The organism is Corynebacterium sp. TUM25020 (genome assembly GCF_056388495.1).
This window is the reverse complement of sequence record NZ_JBWJFG010000013.1, coordinates 21073-40156: the sequence shown is the minus strand read 5'-3', so window position 1 is coordinate 40156 and position 19084 is coordinate 21073. Positions and strand designations below refer to the sequence as shown.

The 19084-nt window shown below is 59.1% G+C and carries 16 protein-coding genes and 2 tRNA genes; 2 read left to right on the top strand and 16 right to left on the bottom strand.

Annotated elements, in window-relative coordinates; all coding sequences use genetic code 11:
* Positions 1-208: 208 nt before the first annotated feature.
* The 7 genes from ndk to AC05K6_RS09965 form a co-directional block, all read right to left on the bottom strand.
* Positions 209-619: a nucleoside-diphosphate kinase gene (ndk, locus tag AC05K6_RS09995; protein ID WP_293791427.1), complete on the bottom strand. Its 411-nt coding sequence runs from the start codon at positions 617-619 to the stop codon at positions 209-211.
* Positions 620-670: 51 nt separating this feature from the next.
* Complete coding sequence (locus AC05K6_RS09990; RefSeq protein ID WP_293791429.1) at positions 671-1981, bottom strand: peptidoglycan recognition protein family protein; 1311 nt, start codon at positions 1979-1981, stop codon at positions 671-673.
* A gap of 112 nt (positions 1982-2093) precedes the next feature.
* Positions 2094-2582, bottom strand: a complete 489-nt coding sequence (locus AC05K6_RS09985) for a DUF4233 domain-containing protein (RefSeq protein WP_434824887.1) — start codon at positions 2580-2582, stop codon at positions 2094-2096.
* Positions 2583-2709: 127 nt separating this feature from the next.
* Positions 2710-4233: a bifunctional tetrahydrofolate synthase/dihydrofolate synthase gene (gene folC / locus AC05K6_RS09980; RefSeq protein ID WP_476728453.1), complete on the bottom strand. Its 1524-nt coding sequence runs from the start codon at positions 4231-4233 to the stop codon at positions 2710-2712.
* A complete protein-coding gene (locus tag AC05K6_RS09975) occupies positions 4230-7001 on the bottom strand; it encodes a valine--tRNA ligase (RefSeq protein WP_476728452.1) in 2772 nt (923 codons plus the stop codon). The genes folC and AC05K6_RS09975 overlap by 4 nt, the downstream gene beginning before the upstream one ends.
* 36 nt (positions 7002-7037) lie before the next feature.
* Entirely contained in the window at positions 7038-8153 is a 1116-nt protein-coding gene (locus tag AC05K6_RS09970) for an alpha/beta hydrolase (protein WP_476728451.1), read from the bottom strand.
* Positions 8154-8221: 68 nt separating this feature from the next.
* Positions 8222-9214 (bottom strand): malate dehydrogenase, encoded by a 993-nt coding sequence (locus AC05K6_RS09965; protein ID WP_476728450.1) that lies wholly within the window; start codon positions 9212-9214, stop codon positions 8222-8224.
* 184 nt (positions 9215-9398) lie between these two features.
* On the opposite strand from AC05K6_RS09965, the gene AC05K6_RS09960 reads away from it, so the two are divergent.
* Positions 9399-10208 (top strand): hypothetical protein, encoded by an 810-nt coding sequence (locus tag AC05K6_RS09960; RefSeq protein WP_476728449.1) that lies wholly within the window; start codon positions 9399-9401, stop codon positions 10206-10208.
* Here the strand turns inward: AC05K6_RS09960 and clpX are convergent.
* From clpX to AC05K6_RS09925, 7 genes are all read right to left on the bottom strand, one after another.
* The gene (gene clpX, locus AC05K6_RS09955; protein ID WP_293791437.1) at positions 10205-11479 is read right to left on the bottom strand and encodes an ATP-dependent Clp protease ATP-binding subunit ClpX; all 1275 of its coding nucleotides are present in this window, start codon (positions 11477-11479) and stop codon (positions 10205-10207) included. The genes AC05K6_RS09960 and clpX overlap by 4 nt on opposite strands.
* A 129-nt stretch (positions 11480-11608) precedes the next feature.
* Entirely contained in the window at positions 11609-13687 is a 2079-nt protein-coding gene (locus tag AC05K6_RS09950; protein WP_476728448.1) for an alkaline phosphatase D family protein, read from the bottom strand.
* A 137-nt stretch (positions 13688-13824) separates the two neighbouring features.
* Positions 13825-14454, bottom strand: a complete 630-nt coding sequence (locus AC05K6_RS09945) for an ATP-dependent Clp protease proteolytic subunit (RefSeq protein WP_005296507.1) — start codon at positions 14452-14454, stop codon at positions 13825-13827.
* Between the two features lie 3 nt (positions 14455-14457).
* The gene (locus tag AC05K6_RS09940) at positions 14458-15024 is read right to left on the bottom strand and encodes an ATP-dependent Clp protease proteolytic subunit (RefSeq protein ID WP_293791439.1); all 567 of its coding nucleotides are present in this window, start codon (positions 15022-15024) and stop codon (positions 14458-14460) included.
* A gap of 189 nt (positions 15025-15213) precedes the next feature.
* Positions 15214-16770: a trigger factor gene (gene tig / locus AC05K6_RS09935; RefSeq protein ID WP_476728447.1), complete on the bottom strand. Its 1557-nt coding sequence runs from the start codon at positions 16768-16770 to the stop codon at positions 15214-15216.
* A 303-nt stretch (positions 16771-17073) separates the two neighbouring features.
* Positions 17074-17147 (bottom strand) — tRNA-Pro (locus AC05K6_RS09930).
* Positions 17148-17300: 153 nt separating this feature from the next.
* Positions 17301-17375, bottom strand: a tRNA-Gly gene (locus AC05K6_RS09925).
* Positions 17376-17596: 221 nt separating this feature from the next.
* Between AC05K6_RS09925 and AC05K6_RS09920 the strand changes: the two genes are divergently transcribed.
* Complete coding sequence (locus AC05K6_RS09920) at positions 17597-17833, top strand: hypothetical protein (RefSeq protein ID WP_293791441.1); 237 nt, start codon at positions 17597-17599, stop codon at positions 17831-17833.
* Positions 17834-17848: 15 nt separating this feature from the next.
* On the opposite strand, the gene AC05K6_RS09915 is transcribed toward AC05K6_RS09920, so the two are convergent.
* Both AC05K6_RS09915 and AC05K6_RS09910 read right to left on the bottom strand, forming a co-directional pair.
* On the bottom strand, positions 17849-18322 hold the full coding sequence (locus tag AC05K6_RS09915; RefSeq protein WP_293791442.1) for a ribose-5-phosphate isomerase: 474 nt from the start codon (positions 18320-18322) through the stop codon (positions 17849-17851).
* An 89-nt stretch (positions 18323-18411) separates the two neighbouring features.
* Positions 18412-19074 (bottom strand): mycothiol-dependent nitroreductase Rv2466c family protein, encoded by a 663-nt coding sequence (locus AC05K6_RS09910; RefSeq protein WP_476728446.1) that lies wholly within the window; start codon positions 19072-19074, stop codon positions 18412-18414.
* Between the last annotated feature and the right edge of the window lie 10 nt (positions 19075-19084).

Genomic DNA, 19084 nt, shown 5'->3' with positions numbered 1-19084 from the left:
GTGCACCAGCAGAATACGACACCGCCATCGACACCAGCTACCAACACAACCTCGGCATCCAAAAAGGCTGGATCAAATAACCGCAACACGCCCGGAAAAGACACACTTTTCTTTACTTAACCCACAATCTACCCTGTGACCTTTAACTCTTACGAATAAAAGAAACCGCGGATGCGATTGCGTCCGCGGTTTCTTTGCAAGCTGCTGTTTACAGGTTCGGGAACCAGATGCCAATCTCGCGCTCTGCGGACTCCGGGGAGTCAGAGCCGTGAACAACGTTCTCCGCAACAGAGAGTGCGAAGTCGCCGCGGATGGTGCCAGGGGTGGCCTTGGATACTGGATCGGTGCCGCCAGCCAGCTGACGCCAAGCTTCGATGGCGCGCTCGCCCTCTACGATGCCTGCTACCAGCGGAGCAGAGGTGATGAAGTCCACCAGCTCGCCGAAGAAAGGCTTATCGGAGTGCTCGGCGTAGTGCTTCTCCGCGGTCTCACGATCAGCGGTACGCAGGTCCAGCTCCACGAGCTTCAGACCCTTCTTTTCGATGCGAGAGATAATTTCGCCCACGTGGCCATTCTTAACACCATCGGGCTTGATCAGAATCAGAGTGCGTTCAGTCATGTCAGCAATTCTACACATGGCCACCCCGTGTGCAGTGCGACACCTGCAGCGTTAAACACGACTGCGCACCTGATCCATCAGCGCGTACGCACGGTCACCCGGGCACGCCGTCGCGGTAGATACATCACCCCAGTCACGGTGGCCCGTAATGGTTCGGCGCGTCAGATTCAGGCGGGCGGCATTGTTTACATAACGCACGCTGCCACGTGGATCCAGACGCAAGCCACGGCACAGGTGCCCCAGAACCCGCACGAGAGAATTGATGGCGGCGGGGGTCGGGGTTTGCGTCATAAAGTTACCGAGCAAACACACACCAATGTTTCCATCATTCGCGTTGTACACGTGACCTGCGGTGACCGACATTGGCGTACCGCCCAAGCTACCCGGTTGGAATACAGCCTGGCCATCCATACCGGTGGAACGTCCTTGGAACACGGTGCCATCGGGGGCGATCAGCAGGTGATAACCGATGTCGCCCCAGCCACGGCCGCCGTTAGCGCTGGAGGCGTGGAAACCATAGATACTGCGGACATTCGCAGCGTAATCACCGTTGGCCGGGGTGGCCATTGCGGTGTGGTGCACGGTAATCAGCTGTGCGCGAGTGAAGCGGGGCGTCCACCCCATCAGCGCTTCATTCGCACCCCACTCGCGGCGAGAAACCACACGCAGGCCATCAATGACATTCGCTCCACCACCGGCAGGCGCACCCGGAGCGGGCAATCCCGGAACTGCCAACCCGCTGGAGGCAAGAATGCCAGCGATGGTTCCCGCCAGGGCTAGCGAACCCGCTACACCCGCAGCGCCAGTTTCCAGGCTGCTCTGCAGCTCCGCCGGATTAGAGGGCAGATTTATCGGCGCGGCATAAGGCGCAATTCCAGCGCCAAAGATCTGCTCTTCCTGCCCCTTGGGGGCTTCCACAATGTGTAGGTGCAAGCGCGTTGCAGGGTCGTTTTCCTCACCGGGCAGCCACACGGCGGTAGCACCCTCCGGCAGTTCGACGGGATCGGACTTCAGCGCAGAATCATCTTCGCGGTCGTGCGCCTCAGCATGTACAGGGCGATCCTCGGTGCGCCCGCCGGCGAACTCGAAGCGCAGGGTTGCCTGCGCCCCCTCAGGCGCAGCGGGTGGAAAGGTAATCGTGAGGTACCCGGTACCGCCGGGAAGCTGGCCTTTTTGGTTGACGCCGATTCCCGTCCCCGTGAAAGCTTCTGGCTCACTTGGGGTCGGTACTTCGGCGGGGTGGGTGTTATCGGCGGAGGAAAAGACCCCCATGTTGTTGCGGTTAGCGAAGAGGAAAGTGCCACCAACTGCGGCACCAAGGGCGGTGGAAGAGCGGAAGAATGCACGGCGCGTCAACGTCATGCCCGCATAATAAACCACATTCGGGGGTAGTGGACACCTTACCCCCTTCTAAGGGTATTCCCAGGTGAGTGTTGCGGATGTTAAAGCTGTTGCAAATGTGGCGTCATGAAGATCAGTCCGCGGGGGTAGCCGGACGCCGCACATTTCCTTCTTCGTCGAGGTGCTGCGAAGGCAGCAAACCACGCTGCATACGCCGCATCAGGTTCGAACGTAGGTGGTAGATGTACCACCAGCACAGGGCAAAGATCACGCCCATGGCGCCCATCGCCGGGTGCACGATAAAGCCCGCAACAGCTAACACCTGCAACCCAATATTCAACCAGTCCGCCCACTTAAGCTTCTGCAGGAAAGCCGCGACGATCATGGCCACTCCCAAGCCGATCACGTAGACCATATTGAACGTCGTGGCCGAGGCACCAGCATCTACGCGGGTAATTACGGTAAGCACCAGCAGGATCACGATGGCTTCCATGATGTGAGTGCCGGCCATGACTCCTCGCAGACCCTTCAGCGGATCGTTGGCCGGCGCCTGGCCGGGACCAAGTGGGCCGTACTCGCCCTGCTCATCAGCCTTATTGCGCTTGTGAGAGTTCTGTGCCACGGTTTCTGCAGCTCCTTGCTCGCTCTTCTTTTGACGCACTCATAATTGTCTTAAGCCGTCAGCCCTATTAGACCCAATTAGACCCAGCAAGACCTAATCGGAACTCGGCAGCGCCGCGTCGAACGCCTTAGGCTGGCTCTTTGCCAAATAGCGTGCGCGCCTCGCCAGCGGTCACCACCGAGCCAGTGATCAGTACGCCTGCACCAGACAGCACGCCATCTTCGTCATCCTCGGCCAGTTGCGTAGCCAGCTCCACGGCACCCGGCAGGTTGGTAGCTACGTGCACACGCTCCTCGCCGAAAGCGTCACGCGCATACTCCGCCAACACATCCACAGGCAACGCGCGCGGAGAGTTCACCTCGGTCACCACAACCTCGTCCATCACAGGTTCGAGTGCAGCGAGGATGCCCCGGGCGTCCTTGTCCCCTAGCACACCCACCACGCCGATCAGTTTGCGAAATTCAAAGTCGCGGTCGATCGCCGCCGCCAGCGCTTTCGCGCCGTGGGGGTTGTGCGAGGCGTCAATAAATACACTCGGGGTGGAACGCACCCGCTCAAGACGGCCGGGCGAGGCGACGGAAGCGAAACCTTTTCGCACCGTATCCACATCTAGCTGACGCTTCGCACCGGCGCCGAAGAAAGCCTCCACTGCCGCCAGCGCTACGGCAGCATTGCGCGCCTGATGTTCACCAGACAGTGGCAGGAAAATGTCCTCGTACTCGCCAGCCAATCCGCGAATCGTCAGACTCTGACCGCCTACGGCAATGCGGCTGGATACCACACCGAATTCGCTGCCAGCGCGGGCTACTGCAGAATCCTTCGCTACGGCTTCTTCCAAAACCACGCGCATCGCTTCGGGCTCCTGCTCCGCAACAATGGTCACGTTATCCGGCGGGGTCAGCAGGTCATCAGCATCCCACCGGGTCTTAATGATGCCGGCCTTCTCACCTGCAATCTGCTCGAGGGTGTCACCCAGGTAATCCATGTGATCCAGGCCGATGGGCGTAATCACTGCGACATCGGAGTTCACCACGTTGGTCGCATCCCAGCGTCCACCCATGCCGGTTTCGATAATGGCCACGTCCACCGGAGCATCGGCGAAGGCCGCATAGGCCATGGCCACGAGCACCTCGAACTTGCTCATCTGCGGACCGCCTTCGGCTTGGCTTTTCGCATCCACCATCTCCACCATCGGCTGGATGTCACGCCACGTGTCCACGTAGTCGCGCGGGTGCATCGGGCGGCCGTCAATGGCGATGCGCTCAGTCACGATCTGCAGATGCGGGCTGGTGGTGCGCCCGGTTCGGCGGTGGAACGCCCGCATCAGAGACTCGATCATCCGCACTACGGAGGTCTTGCCATTCGTCCCGGCCACATGGATCGCAGGGAACGTCCGCTCGGGGTGGCCAAGCAGATCCATCAGCAACTCCACGCGCTCCAGCGTCGGGTCGATCTTCGTCTCGGGCCAACGCTGGTTCAGCTCCGCATCGACCTCTGCCAAAGCCGCAAGGTCGTCGGGGGTGATGGGCCTTTCTGGGGTTGACGCCTCCTCAGCCTCATCGGCGCCCAGATGGTCGAGGGGCAGGGCCAGGCCGGCCTCGTCGAGGGTCACCTCATCTGGGTAGTTTTCCCCAGTTGTCTCTTCGGTCATGCCTGTGGCAGGCCTTCCAGTCGGGTGGTAATGCGATCGAACTCTTCCTGCGCCACACGCTGGCGCTCGCGGATGCCTTCGACGACCTTCTCCGGCGCCTTGGAAAGGAAGTTCTCATTGCCCAGCTTCTTCGCTGCGTTGTCGAGTTCCTTCTGTGCAGCCGCCAGATCCTTCTCCAGGCGCTTGCGCTCGGCAGCCACGTCGACGGTGCCGGAGGTATCCAGCTGTACCGCAATGGTCGCCTGAGACAGGCGCACCTCAATGGAGGCCGTCTCCGCGAATCCCTCAGCAGGGGTCTCCAGGCGCACCAGGGAACGCACGGCTTCTTCAAATTCGACCAAGTCGGCAGCGGCGAAGTCCAGCGCAGCAGGTACCTTCTGGGATGGTTTCACGCCCTGATCACTGCGGAAACGACGCAGCTCCGTGACCAGTTTGTCGACATCTGCCATGCGGCGTACTGCAGCGGCATCCGTCTCTACGCCCCCATTGGTCAGATCAACGCCTGGCCACTCGGCGGTGACCAGGGAATCGGAGTAGCCCTCTTCCCCATCGGTCAGCGCCTTCCACAGCGTTTCGGTCACGAAAGGCATGGCGGGGTGCAGCAGACGCAGTACCGCATCCAGTACTCGTCCCAGCACGATCTGAGTATTAATGCCGCGCTGCACTTGTTCTTGCGTAGCGCTATCCCAATCGCGCGGGATCTGCACCTTTGCGATTTCTAGGTACCAGTCACAGAACTCGCCCCAAGCAAAACGGTAAAGGTTCTCGTTGGCCAGGGAGAACTCGTAGCGATCCAGTGCATCGTCGACCAGCTGGCGTACTTCCTCCAGGCGGTCCAAAATCCAGCGGTCGGCATCCGTTAGGGTCTCGCGGGCGGGCAGCTCGCCGACGTGCGCGCCGTTCATCAACGCGAACTTCGTGGCGTTGTACAACTTGGTGGCAAAGTTACGGGAAGACTGTGCCGCGTCCTCGCCTACCGGCAGATCAGAGCCCGGGTTAGCACCACGAGCCAGGGTAAAGCGCAGCGCATCCGCACCGTAATCGCGCACCCAATCCATCGGGTCAATGCCGTTACCCAAGGACTTGGACATCTTACGGCCATGCTCGTCTCGTACCAGGCCGTGCAGGAAAATATCCTTAAACGGAATCTGCGGGCGCCCCTCGTTGCCCGTGCCCAGCACCTCAGTAGTGTGCTTGGAGGCAAAGGTGGCGAACATCATCATGCGCGCAACCCAGAAGAACAGGATGTCGTAGCCCGTCACCAGCACGCTGGTAGGATAGAACTTCTCCAGCTCCGGGGTCTTATCCGGCCAACCCATCGTGGAGAACGGCCACAGAGCGGAGCTGAACCACGTGTCCAGCACGTCCTCATCCTGACGCCATCCCTCGCCCGTCGGAGCTTCGTCATCCGGACCACAGCACACGATCTCGCCGTTCGGCCCGTACCAGATCGGGATGCGGTGGCCCCACCACAGCTGGCGAGAAATACACCAGTCGTGCATGTCATCCACCCAGTCGAACCAGCGTGGTTCCTGGGAGGCTGGGTGAATTACCGAATCGCCAGACCGGATTGCATCGCCGGACATCTTTGCCAGCTCGTCCACCTTGACGAACCACTGCTCGGACAGGCGCGGTTCCACAGCTTCCTTGGATCGCTCGGAGTGCCCCACACTGTGCACATAGGGGAACTTACGTGCCACGATGCGCCCCTGCTCTTCAAGTGCTAGGCGAATCTTCTCTCGCGCTTCATAGCGTTCCATGCCGTCGAACTCGGTGCCCGTGCCCGCGATGTGACCAGTTTCGTCCATAATCACCGGCATCGGCAGGTCGTGGCGCTGCCCCATCGCAAAGTCATTCGGGTCATGTGCCGGGGTGATCTTCACGGCACCGGTACCGAACTCGGGGTCCACGTAATCGTCAGCAACCACGATCATCTGGCGATCCGGCAGGAACGGGTGTGGCAGGCTCTTGCCCACCAGATCCGCATAGCGCTCATCCTCTGGGTGCACAGCTACGGCCACGTCACCCAGCATTGTTTCCACACGCGTCGTCGCAACAATCACGTGTGGTTCGGCATCGTCCAGAGAGCCATAGCGGATGCTCACCAGCTCACCCTCGTCCTCGGAGTACACGACCTCGATGTCAGAGATTGCGGTCTGTAGCACAGGAGACCAGTTCACCATGCGGTTCGCACGGTAGATCAAGCCGGCGTCAAAAAGCTCCTTAAACATGGTCTGCACGGCGCGGGAGAGGCCATCATCCAACGTGAAGCGCTCGCGGGACCAGTCCACGGAATCACCAATGGCACGCATCTGGCGCTGGATCACGCCACCGTACTGTTCCTTCCACTCCCAGACCTTGTCGATAAAGTCCTCGCGGCCGTAGTCGAAGCGATCCTTACCCTCAGATTCCTTGAGGTTAGCCTCTACCTTGGTCTGAGTAGCGATACCTGCATGGTCGGAACCCGGGAGCCAGAGAACTTCAAAGCCCTGCATGCGCTTACGGCGGGCCATCGCATCCATCAGCGTGTGGTCCAGCGCGTGGCCCATGTGCAGCTGGCCAGTCACGTTTGGCGGTGGCAGCACAATACTGAACGGGGGCTTATCGCTGGCAGGGTCAGCCTTGAAGTAGCCGGAATCCACCCACCCCTGGTACAGGTTTTCCTCTACCGCGGCGGGGTCCCATGCCGCAGGTAGCTGTGCCGAGCGGTCAGCACCAATCGTGTTAGAGCCATTTGCCTTAGAACTGGAGTCACTCACGCTAGCCAAGTCTAGTAGACGGCTCGGACACGTCGTACACCCCGCCTACATCTCGAGCGCCGCCCGCAACACTCCCGCCGCTTCGTCCAGTGCTCGCCCCGCATTGCGCCATACGCCCGTAGAATTCACGAAAGGGTGGATCAGGCCGGGGTGGCGTCGGAAAGAAACCAGCACACCTGCCTTCCGCAGCTTCTCCGCGTAAGCCGCACCTTCGTCACGCAGCGGGTCGAACCCAGCGACGGCAACATAGGCCGGAGCCAGACCGCTCACATCGTCAGCCAGCAGCGGAGAAACATCCGGATCCCTACGCTGTGCCTCGTCGGTCAGATATTGATCGCGATACCACTGCATATGCACATGAGTAAGGAAGTACCCCTTGGCGAACTCGCGATAACTAGGGGTATCGAGTGTCGAAAGGTCCGTCACCGGCACAAAAAGCAGTTGCGCCCGCGGCTGCTCCGCCCCTTCCCGCTTGCGGCGCAGGCACACCACTGCGGCGAGGTTGCCTCCTGCCGAATCGCCGCCGACGGCCACCCTTTTCTTATTGACGCCCTTAACCTCCCCCACCATCGCCGCCTCAACCACGGCACAGCAGTCGTCGGGCGCGGCGGGGAAAGGATGTTCCGGAGCCAGACGATAGTCAACGGAGAGCACAGCCACGCGGGCTCGTTCACAAAGCCAGCGGCACGTGGAATCGTGGGAATCGAGGGAACCAACGACCCAGCCGCCACCGTGGAAGTACACCAGGGTGGGCAGCTCCACTTCCGGTGAGGCCGCGCCGGTGGGTCGATAGTGGCGGACTCGCACGCCGCGGATATGTTCCTCCACAACCGAGCCGACGGAGGGCACATGCCCGCCACCCAGGTAGGCGGAACTCTCCACGACCTCGCGGGTCTTGTCTACTGGTTGCTTGGAGTAGTCATCGGGGTGGATCAGGTTGAGGGTCAGGATCGACGCACGGACATCAGCATCCAGACGATCACCGTCGGAGTTGGTGCGAGTGCCCAGCACCCGCAGAATTGGTTCCGGAATCCCCGGCAGCAGCCACCCGGCGCGGGCGGTGAGTTGGCTGAACAGAGACTGTTGGAGGAGTTGGGAATGGACCGGCGCGGGGCGGTCGGTGTGGTCGGTGGGATCAGGGCGGTAAGTGGGGGCTGTCATGCCTAACATAAAACCACCCGACCAACAGGCCAGGTGGCGATATGCGCAAAAAAGTTTGGTTCGTGAAACTACAGCAGGCCAGCAGCCTCTACCGCAGCCTTTTCTTCCTGCAGCTCCTTCACGTTCGCATCAATACGCTCCTGCTGAGCCGGGCTGATCTCCAGACCCTGCACGATTTCCCACTCACCGTTAACGGAACGGCAAGGGAAGGAGAACACGAGACCTTCTGGAATACCGTAGGAACCGTCGGAAGGCAATGCGACAGAAACCCAGTCGCCCTCAGGAGTGCCGTTCACCCAATCGCGCATATGATCCAGTGCGCCGTTAGCAGCAGAGGCTGCGGAGGAGCGTCCGCGTACCTCGATGATCTCCGCACCGCGCTTGGCTACGCGCGGAATGAACTCTTCATCGACCCAGGACTCGTCCAGCTTGTCAGCAATCTTCTCGCCGCTCAGGGTCAGCTCGGCCACGTCGGGGAACTGGGTGGCGGAGTGGTTACCCCACACGATCATGTTCTTCAGGTCACGTACGGCCACATCTAGCTTCTCCGCTACCTGCGCCAGACCACGGTTGTGATCGAGGCGGGTGAGGGCAGTCACACGGCGTGGGTCCAGCCCCTTCGCGTGAGCGGCAACAATGGCGGCGTTGGTGTTCGCCGGGTTACCAACCACGATCACGCGCACATCATCGGCTGCGTGCTCGGCGATGGCTTTGCCTTGTGGGCCGAAGATCTTGCCGTTAGCAGCCAGAAGATCAGCGCGCTCCTCGCCCTTCTGGCGTGGCTTGGCGCCCACCAGGAACACCGCGTTAGCTCCCTTGAAGCCTTCGTTGATATCCGAAGTGATGGTGACCTCGCCCAATAGCGGGTAGGCGCAATCCGACAGTTCCAGAGCTACCCCACGGGCTGCCTGCACACCGCTCTCGGTCTCCAGCAAGCGCAGGTTAACCACGCGATCGCCGAATACTTCACCTTTGGCGATACGGAAGAGCAGGGAGTAGCCGATCTGACCGCCGGCACCCGTAACGGTGACAGTGACGGCGTTCTGGTTATTGGTGGTCACGCGGGGCTCCTTAAGAGTGCTTTCGAAGATGTTCTCTAATCCCTTCCCACTGTAATAACCCACCCGGACAGCTGCAGGACTCGTCCTCCTCGGCGCTACGCAAGCACCGCAAACCACCCCCGCACGTGCCAGTTCTCGGTACACGTCGCTGCAGTTTCACTCCCTTCACAGATAAACTATTCAGGTGCAAAACAAGCCCCACCTCCCCGCCTCTGCGGCCTGGTATGGACTCGGCGACAAGCAGTACATCCAGGCCATGAACGCCACAGTAAACATCGCTGTGCGGGTCGGTGCTGCCTTTACTCCCCAGCACTTGGCCGCCATTGCGCAGGCAGCCCGCCTGTCGCCAACGTGTGAGTTGCTCAGTTCCCCCGATCGCCTTTTCGAAGAAGCGCTACGATATGCACATTCTTCCATCTGGCCAGTGCCGCTCAATGGCTACGACAATCCGGAGATGGATCGCTCTCCCGTTCGTGAAATGCGAAACCTGGTCGGCGCGACCTACACCCGGTTCGCCACTCACCCCAATGCGGTGCGCCTCATTGTCGCGGAGAACCTGCTAGGTGATCCGCAGCTCGTACACCGCGTCGGCGTATTAGAGGATTCCCCTGTCGTGCTGCACATCGACCGTGTGCTCATGCGTGGCCACGATATCGGTGCCTTCCGCAGTGGAGTGTCTGCGGAAGATACTTATGTGCTGATCACTTCGCTATGTTCTTTCGCCGTCACCCAAGGGGCGACCTTCCACGCTCTCTACGGCATGGATTCCACCACTGCCGATAATGAGGCTGGACTGCAAAGGCTTACCTGTGACGCGGTTATTGCCTTCCTCACCACCACGATGCCAACGGCCCAGGGCACGTCCTACACCCACGCGTCCCATTCTTCGGTGATCGGTTCTTCCGTTGCCGCGTCCCTGTACCGCGATTGGCGGGACGAAGATGGGGAGGGTGATGATGCCCCCTCGGCGTCATCAGACCTCTATCACGACTAGGCGCTCTTCTTATCCCGCTTCGCCACTTCTTCATGGCTCAGCCGTGTCGGCTCTGCCTCGCCCCGTGCGCAGGCGCCGGTGATGATGACCTCACCGGTCTCTTCATCCTCTGGGATGCTGAACATAGTCGGGAGCAACAATGTCTCCATGATGGAGCGCAGGCCACGGGCTCCGGTTTCGCGGGCTAGAGCCTTCTGCGCGATCTCCTGTAGTGCGTCTTCCTCGAAAGTCAGGCGCACTCCATCCATCTCGAACAGACGCTGATACTGACGTACCAGGGAGTTCTTCGGCTCGGTCAGGACGCGAACCAAAGCTTCCTCGTCCAGGTGGCCAACGTGGGTCAGCACCGGCAGGCGACCGATCAGTTCAGGGATCAGGCCGAACTTCACCAAGTCCTCCGGCTCCACAAATTGGAACGGATTTGGGTCTTCCTCAGACTTTGCGCTGATCTCCGCGCCGAAGCCCAGACCCTTTTTGCCGCGACGCTCGGCGATGACGTTCTCCAGTCCGGAGAATGCTCCGGCCACGATGAACAGCACGTTCTTGGTATCGAACTGGATGAACTCTTGGTTCGGGTGCTTGCGCCCACCCTGTGGTGGTACAGCGGCAACGGTGCCTTCCAAAATCTTCAACAGCGCCTGCTGCACTCCCTCGCCCGAAACATCTCGGGTGATGGACGGGTTCTCCGACTTGCGGGAGATCTTGTCCACCTCGTCGACGTAGATGATGCCACGCTGTGCCTTTGCTACATCAAAATCAGCGGCCTGCAAAAGCTTCAGCAGAATGTTTTCTACGTCTTCACCGACATAGCCAGCTTCGGTCAAACTGGTGGCGTCGGCGATGGCGAAAGGCACATCGAGCATGCGGGCGAGCGACTGCGCCAGATAGGTCTTGCCCGAGCCAGTAGGCCCCAGCATGAGAATGTTGGACTTCGCTAGCTCCACCTCATCGTCAGAGCGACGCGCCGCAGCGTTGGACTCTTCCACCTGGATGCGCTTGTAGTGGTTGTACACAGCCACAGCCAGGGTGCGCTTGGCTTCGTCCTGGCCGATCACATAGTTATCGAGGAACTCTGCGATGGCGGCAGGCTTCGGCAGCTTTGCCGACCCCTCAGTGGGGTCGACTGCAAGCAGTTCCTCTTCGATGATCTCGTTACAAAGCTCGATACATTCATCGCAAATGTATACACCAGGGCCGGCAATCAGCTTGCGAACCTGTTTTTGGCTCTTTCCACAAAAAGAGCACTTCAGGAGCTCTGCGCTTTCAGGCATGTGGGTTATCAGGCTTTCTTGGATAGGGGAACTTGGGGGACAGCTAGGTTAGCACCCTCATAGGCCTTCAACTCTACAGCGCCACGCCAAATTCGCTTCGAACCTTCAAGCCCCGCGAGTCTCCTGCCTCTAGTCTATCTGCGGGTTCATCCGCACTGTCTCGGCAGCCGGAGCCTGCGCAGACTGACGAGTTCCGCGGGTGGGCTCCACGGGCAAGCCGTGTAGCGTTATCGCATCAATTTGCTGCTTATAACGCGGTGGGTGAGAAGACCGGTCGTCGTGCGCCCAAGCAATCATTTGATGCCCCAGAACGTCGTTTGCACGCGGGTTGAACTTATCCTGCCACCAGTATTCGAAAATGGCGGACTCTCTCGTTAGGTGCACAATGCCGTAGCCGTGATCTGCCCACTCCATGAACTGCGCGGATGGATTTAGATTCAGCAGAGCCTGCTCCGCTGCACGAGTAGCTGTTACCACAGTTGCAGACCCAACCGGGAGGGCACCCGCGATCGCGTCATCTGCTCCACCACGCCCCATGGAGCTAGGTGCAAATTCCACACCTGCGGAGTACTTACGGGCATTCGTCCGCGCACTGTTCCCTGTCGCAATACGTACCGCGCCTGCGTTCCGATTGCCCTGCTGTGCACCGGAACGGCGATTGTTACCCGCCGGCCCCGGGTAGTACGGGTTGAATGGAGTGGAGGCCGAAAGAATGTCCGACCCGAGGTTGCCGTGTGCATCTCCGGAGACCATCACGGAGTTCGGTACATCTAGGCGCAACAGCTCCACAATCGCTTTTTTCTCCTCCGGATACTTCGACCACCGACTCAGTCCAAACTTAGCCTTGGTAGCGCCTGTGGAGCCTTCCACAATGTCGGGTGTATCCATCGGCGATAACCACGCCTGATTAGCAATGACCTTCCACAGCACACCACGATTCTCCGCACCTCGGAGAGCTTCTGATAGCCAATCGAATTGAGTCTTCCCCAGCAGCGTTGGCGCGCCAACCTTGATATGACTCAGGTGCGAGTTGTCCAACTCGCGCCCGTATCGGGGCAGTCCCAGCTGCGCATCGATTGCAGAAATAGATAGCAAGTCCCCGTAGTCCAGGCTGCGATAGCAGAGGGTAACGTCCTCTGGCTCTGGGTAGCTTCCGTCGTCCACCAGCAGAAACTCGCCGCTACCGTCGGCTTTCACCGGTCGCGAAAGAGTCCATTCCCAAAATGCCCGACAGGTGTCTTCGAGCGTGACGGTCTCTTCAATTGGGATCTCAGGGACCTCTAGTTCGTTGCCGTAGTTGGGATCTACATCGTGGTTGTCCCACACGATCATCCAGGGATGTTGCTGGTGTGCGGCTACAAACTTGGGATCTGAGCGGTAGAGGGCGTAACGGCGTCGAACCTCATCGAGATTCTTCCAATCGCGGTTATCGGGGTGTGTGAGATGGCTAAATGGCACGCGCGAGCGCACAGCCTCATTACCATCGACGAAATCGTAAAGGTAGTCGCCAAGGTGTATAACCAAGTCCACGTCGTTGCGATCTGCAAGCAGCTGCAGCCCTGTCCAGTAGGAGGACCAATAACTGGTGCAGCTCATTACGGCCAGGCGAGCCTCAGAGGAACCAGGCTTTGTCGCAGTGCGGGTTCGCCCAATGATCGAGTTCTTACCATCGTGACTGAACTGGTAATAGTAGGTCGTTTCAGCGTCGAGCCCGGTGACGTCGACCTTAATGGTCCAGTCGTGCGCTGCGACTGCTTTTTGGGTTCCCGACGCCACCACGTCCGTCATTTCCGGATTCCTCGAAACGGTCCAGGCGACCTTCGGTTCGGCGCCTGCGGGGTTTGCACCCGGCGCACCATCCGGGTCACGTTCTTCGAGAGTAATGCGAGTCCAGATGATCACTCGATCCTGCAGTGGATCTCCGGAAGACACACCGTGGATAAACGGCCAGGGAGTGCAACCCGGGTAATCGTCGACGGGCACGGTGCCATCAGTTACCACCTGTTTAGGAAGTTTGTTCGTCCCGAGATATTGGTCGTTCCCCTGCAAAGAGCCGGTGTAGCTCAACGGTCCCAATGAACCCGTGGCCGATCCAACCTGAGCGCGAGCAATGGCGCGGGAGTTTGCGGTAATACCTGCAAACCCAGCCGCAGTACCTAGCAGGCCTCCGAGGACAGTTCGACGATTAAACTTCTTTCGATTCTCCACACAGAAAACGCTAGAGTGGCTCGCTTAATAAAGAGTGAACCCTACGTGTATGAATCCAGAACTAGTCCAGAATCCCCACGTAGGGTTGTCTTTTCGTAGCGTGCCTCTGGGCGTCACCACAAAAATTGCGGCGAGTGCTACTTCTGTGCCGAGAGCTTACGGTAGTCGAAAACCTGATCGACGATGCCGTATTCCTTGGCCTCCTCGGCCGTCAGGATTTTGTCGCGGTCGGTATCAATGCGCACCTGCTCGGCGGACTTGCCGGTGTGACGAGCCAGCGTTTCCTCCATGAGCTTACGCATACGCTCGATTTCCTTAGCCTGGATCTCCAGGTCGGAAACCTGACCCTGTACCCCACCGGTGGCGGGCTGGTGAATCAGCACACGAGCGTTGGGCAGAGCCGCGCGCTTGCCGGGGGTACCGGCTGCCAACAGCACTGCAGCTGCACTGGCAGCCTGGCCAAGGCATACGGTCTGCACGTCCGGACGGACGTACTGCATAGTGTCGTAGATCGCCATCAGGCTGGTGAAAGAACCGCCGGGAGAATTGATGTACATCGTGATATCCCGATCGGGGTCAAGCCCCTCCAGTACCAACAGCTGCGCCATGATGTCGTTAGCGGAAGCATCGTCGACCTGAGTACCCAGGAAGATAATGCGTTCCTCGAACAGCTTGTTATAGGGGTTGGATTCCTTCGCGCCGTAGCTGGAGTGCTCCACGAACGACGGCAGGATGTATCGCATTTCTGGCATTTGCATCTCTGACATGTCTTAGCTCTCCTTCGCAGAGGTGATGACGTGGTCGACGAAACCGTATTCCTTAGCCTGCTCCGCGGTGAACCAGCGGTCACGGTCGGAATCCTTGGTGATCTGTTCCACCGTCTGGCCGGTGAACTCCGCAATCAGCTCCGCCATTTCGCGCTTGGTGTAAGCGAACTGCTCCGCCTGGATGGCGATGTCGGCTGCGGTGCCACCCACGCCTGCGGAAGGCTGGTGCATCATAATGCGAGCGTGCGGCAGAGCATAGCGCTTACCCTTCGTACCTGCGGAGAGCAGGAACTGCCCCATCGACGCCGCCAGGCCCATCCCGTAGGTAGCGATGTCGCACGGTGCGTACTTCATCGTGTCGTAAATTGCCATGCCCGCGGTGACGGAACCACCCGGGGAGTTGATGTACAGGCTGATGTCGCGCGTCGGATCCTCTGCGGACAGCAGCAGAATCTGGGCGCACAACTCGTTGGCGATGTCGTCATCAACCTGGCTGCCCAGGAAGATAATGCGCTCGCGCAGCAGGCGCTCGTAAACCGAGTCTCTGTGATTGGGGTTTTCCGAACTCAACTTCGCTCCTTGCAGAAAGTATGACGAAAGTTCACTTTTGTATGCGCCCCAGCCTAGTCACACCCATGGGCAAAACGGGTGTCCTGGCGGGGTTGTTCGCTGTCAGCGCACGGCAGGCCGCGGGTCGCCAACCGCAGAATAAAGAAAACCGCCGGAACCTCAGAGAGATCCGGCGGGAAAGGAAACTATTTAGTCTTCCTTCTTCTCCGCTGCCTTCTTGGTGGTCTTCTTGGCAGTGGACTTCTTGGTGGTCGACTTCTTAGCCGTGCCCTTCTTGGCAGTGGACTTCTTGGTGGTCGACTTCTTAGCCGTGCTCTTCTTGGCAGTGGACTTCTTGGTGGTCGACTTCTTGGCAGGAGCCTTCTTCGGCTTCTCTTCAGCCTCCTCAGCCTTATCGGCCTTCTCGGCATCAGCCTTGTCAGCCTCTACATCACCGAAGTACTCCTTCGGATCCACGTCAGCGCCGTCGGTATCCTTCACGGTGGTCTTGGCAATGTTCAGCGCCAAAGCCTTGCCACGGCGAACATCAGCAAACAAGCTGCCCAGCTGGCCTGCCTGCTGTAGCTGCATAATGAACTGGTTCGGATCCATGCCGTACTGGTTTGCAGTGAAGGCGATGTGATCCATCAGCTCTTCCTGTGAAACCTCTGGCTGCTCAACATCAGCAACGGCATCCAGGAAGAGCTGGGTACGTACGGAATCCTCGGCAGAGCTGCGAGCGTCCTCTTCGAACTTCTCGCGGGTCATATCCTGGGCGGCGAGCATGGACTCGAAGACCTTCTCATCGCCACCGAACTGCTGAATGATCTGCTGAATCTGAGCGTCGACCTGATCCTTAACAACAGCCTCAGGCAACTCGAACTCGGTCTTCTCCAGCGCTGCGGCCAGAACCTTATCGCGGATCTCGCCAGCCTGGGTGTTCTTCAGCTGTTGCTCGACCTGTCCCTTCAGGGACTCCTTTAGCTCTTCCAAAGTGTCGAACTCGCTGGCCAGCTGCGCGAAGTCATCGTCCAGCTCCGGCAGTTCGCGCTCCTTAACGGAATCGACCTTGACAGTAACCTCTGCCTCTTCGTCGGCGTGCTCGCCAGCGACCAGCTTGGAGGTGAAGGTGGACTCTTCGCCAGCCTTCATACCAACCAGGGCATCATCCAGTCCCTCGATCAGAGAATCGTTACCAACCTCGTGGGACAGTCCCTCGGTAGTTGCCTCGTCAACAGCCTCGCCATCGATGGTGGCGGACAAGTCGATAGAGACGAAGTCGCCCTTCTTCACGGCACGATCAGCCGGCTTCAGGGTGCCGAAGCGAGCCTGTAGGTTCTTCAGCTCCGCATCGATGGCCTCGTCATCAGCCTTCAGCGGCGCAACCTCAACGGAGATGTCAGAGAAGTCCGGAACCTCAATCTCCGGGCGAACATCAACCTCAGCGGTGAAGGTAACGTGCTTGCCATCCTCCAGCTCGGCGATCTCGATCTCCGGCTGGCCGAGAGCCTTCACGTCGTTCTCCTCGACAGCCTGGCTGTAGCGAGAAGGCAGCATCTCGTTGATGACCTGATCCAGGACAACACCACGGCCCAGGCGAGCTTCCAGAATCTTCGCCGGAACCTTGCCCTTGCGGAAGCCAGGCATGTTTACCTGCTGCGCGAGGGTGGCGTAGGCCTTGTCGAACTCTGGCTTAAGCTCCTCGAATGGAACCTCAATCGTGAGCTTGGTGCGGGTGGCGCTCAGCTTTTCTACAGAGCTCTTCACGAATGCACACTCCTGTGTATTGATAGCTTCTTGGGCGCCACGGTCGTCATTCGTCTCGCAGCACCTATACGGTCGGTGCCCAATTTTATAGAACCAATGGCGAGCGCAACACGCGGGGGTCAGTTTTCCGCCCTCCCCAGCCGAACCTCCAACCAAAACCCGAGCCAAAATCTCTACGGAAAACTCAACAGATCAAAAGCTCGCATTTCCCCCAGCCATACAGCTCGCGAGCACCATTCCGCCACTTCACGGCACCGAGCCGGAAGGTGGCGTCACCAACAAAAAGGGTGAAAATAAAAAATGTCGGGATAACAGGATTTGAACCTGCGACCCCTCGCTCCCAAAGCGAGTGCGCTACCAAACTGCGCCATATCCCGATTCTGAACATCCCACGGAGACGGCACCTATAGGCGCACGCACACACGCGAACGTTGCGCCCGTTACTTTACTGTCTACTGACCGAGAAATACAAAACGGCAGCTCCCCCGTCATCGCGACCATGCGCAATAAAAAGAGAGCTGCCGAAATTTTGGAGGGAATGACGGGAATCGAACCCGCGTCTTCAGCTTGGAAGGCTGAGGTATTAGCCACTATACGACATTCCCATTGCGAACTCGCCTGCGAAGTTTACAAGAAATCTGCCACGCAGATCTACTCCGACAGCGGGGTTCCGCTTCGTTCAGTGATGTTACACCATACCCCCCACTGCCCTGCAAAATCGTTTGAAAATATGGCCTTCAACCTGCATTGTTGCGGGGGTATGCAGGTGTAGAAGAACAACATTTCCAATTGTGGGCAGCATCCTAGCGGAGTAAATTCTAGTTTTATGGAACCAATTATCGTGGACAAGAAAACCGGCACGGAGCTCTGGACCGCATCACAGTGCGCTGAGTTTTCCGGTACCGCACGTGGCACTTTTACCAGCTACGCAGGACGTGGCCGCGCACCGCAGCCAGCGACCAAGTACCACGGACTCACGCTATGGGATTCCAACATTGTGAAGGAATGGCAAGCAAAACGCGGTGGCGCACCGATCGAATCGGACACCACCGCGAATAATTAAAAATCCAGATAGCTTCTAGTTTTCTGGCAGTGCAGGGGCCTCACCCGTGCGCTCGTACTCGGCCAGGATGTCGATGCGGCGCTGATGGCGCTCAGCCTCCGACCACGGCTGGGAAACAAAAGCATCCACAATCGCCAGCGCCTCCTCCTCGGAGTGCATGCGACCGCCCAGCCCGATGAGCTGGGCGTTGTTGTGTTCACGGGCCAGTTTGGCGGTCTCCACGGACCATGCGAGGGCGCAGCGAGCGCCCGGAACCTTGTTAGCGGCGATCTGCTCGCCATTGCCAGAGCCGCCGAGCACGATACCCAAAGAGCCCTCATCTTCCACCACGGACTTTGCCGCTGCGATGCAGAAGGCCGGGTAGTCATCGTTGGCGTCGTAGGTGTGGGCGCCACAGTCCACAACCTCAAAGCCCTTGGAGTTCAAGTGATCCTTAATCACGTTCTTCATCTCAAAACCGGCATGATCTGCACCTAGGTAAATACGCATGGTGCCCAGTTTAGCCGGTCAAGACGTGCGGGCTGCGCCTTAGCACTGCACCTGCACTACACCAGCGTCGCACGAGCGCTACTACAGCACTACTCCGCTACCGGCGATTCGGTGCGGGAACGCTTCAGCTCAAAGAAGTGCGGATTTGCTGCCAAGGTCACGGATGCATCGAACAGCTTGCCAGCCTCTTCGCCACGCGGGATGCGGGTGATCACCGGACCGAAGAAGGCCACATTACCCAGCTGCACCACCGGAGTACCTACTTCATCGCCCACCAACTCAATGGCTTTGTCCTGCGACTCGCGCAGCTGTGCCTCGTACGAGCCCTCCTCGTCGGCACTTAGGTGTCCGTACTTCGCCAGGTCTGCGGGCAGCTCAGCTTCCTCCAGAGATTCGGCAATAAGCTCGTCGTAGCCATGCGGATCGGTCGCGTCCGCACGCTGTTCATTGTGGATCTTGGTGCCCATTGCGGTGTACCAGGCAGAGAGCTTCTCCGGGTGGTTCTGCCAGATTGCTGTAGCCACGCGCGCCGGCGCCCAAGCAGCGTCCATTTTCTCGCGGTAGTCCGGATCCAGATCGCGCCCCTCGTTCAGTACGGAAAGGCTCATCGGCTGGAATTTGACCTCCACGTCGCGCACCTCCTGTACCTCAAGCAGCCAGCGGCTAGTTACCCAGGCAAAGGGGCAAATCGCGTCGAAGAACATGGTCACGGTCTGTGTTTGTGTTTCAGTCATGTCACCCACTCTAACCATCTAGCGCCAT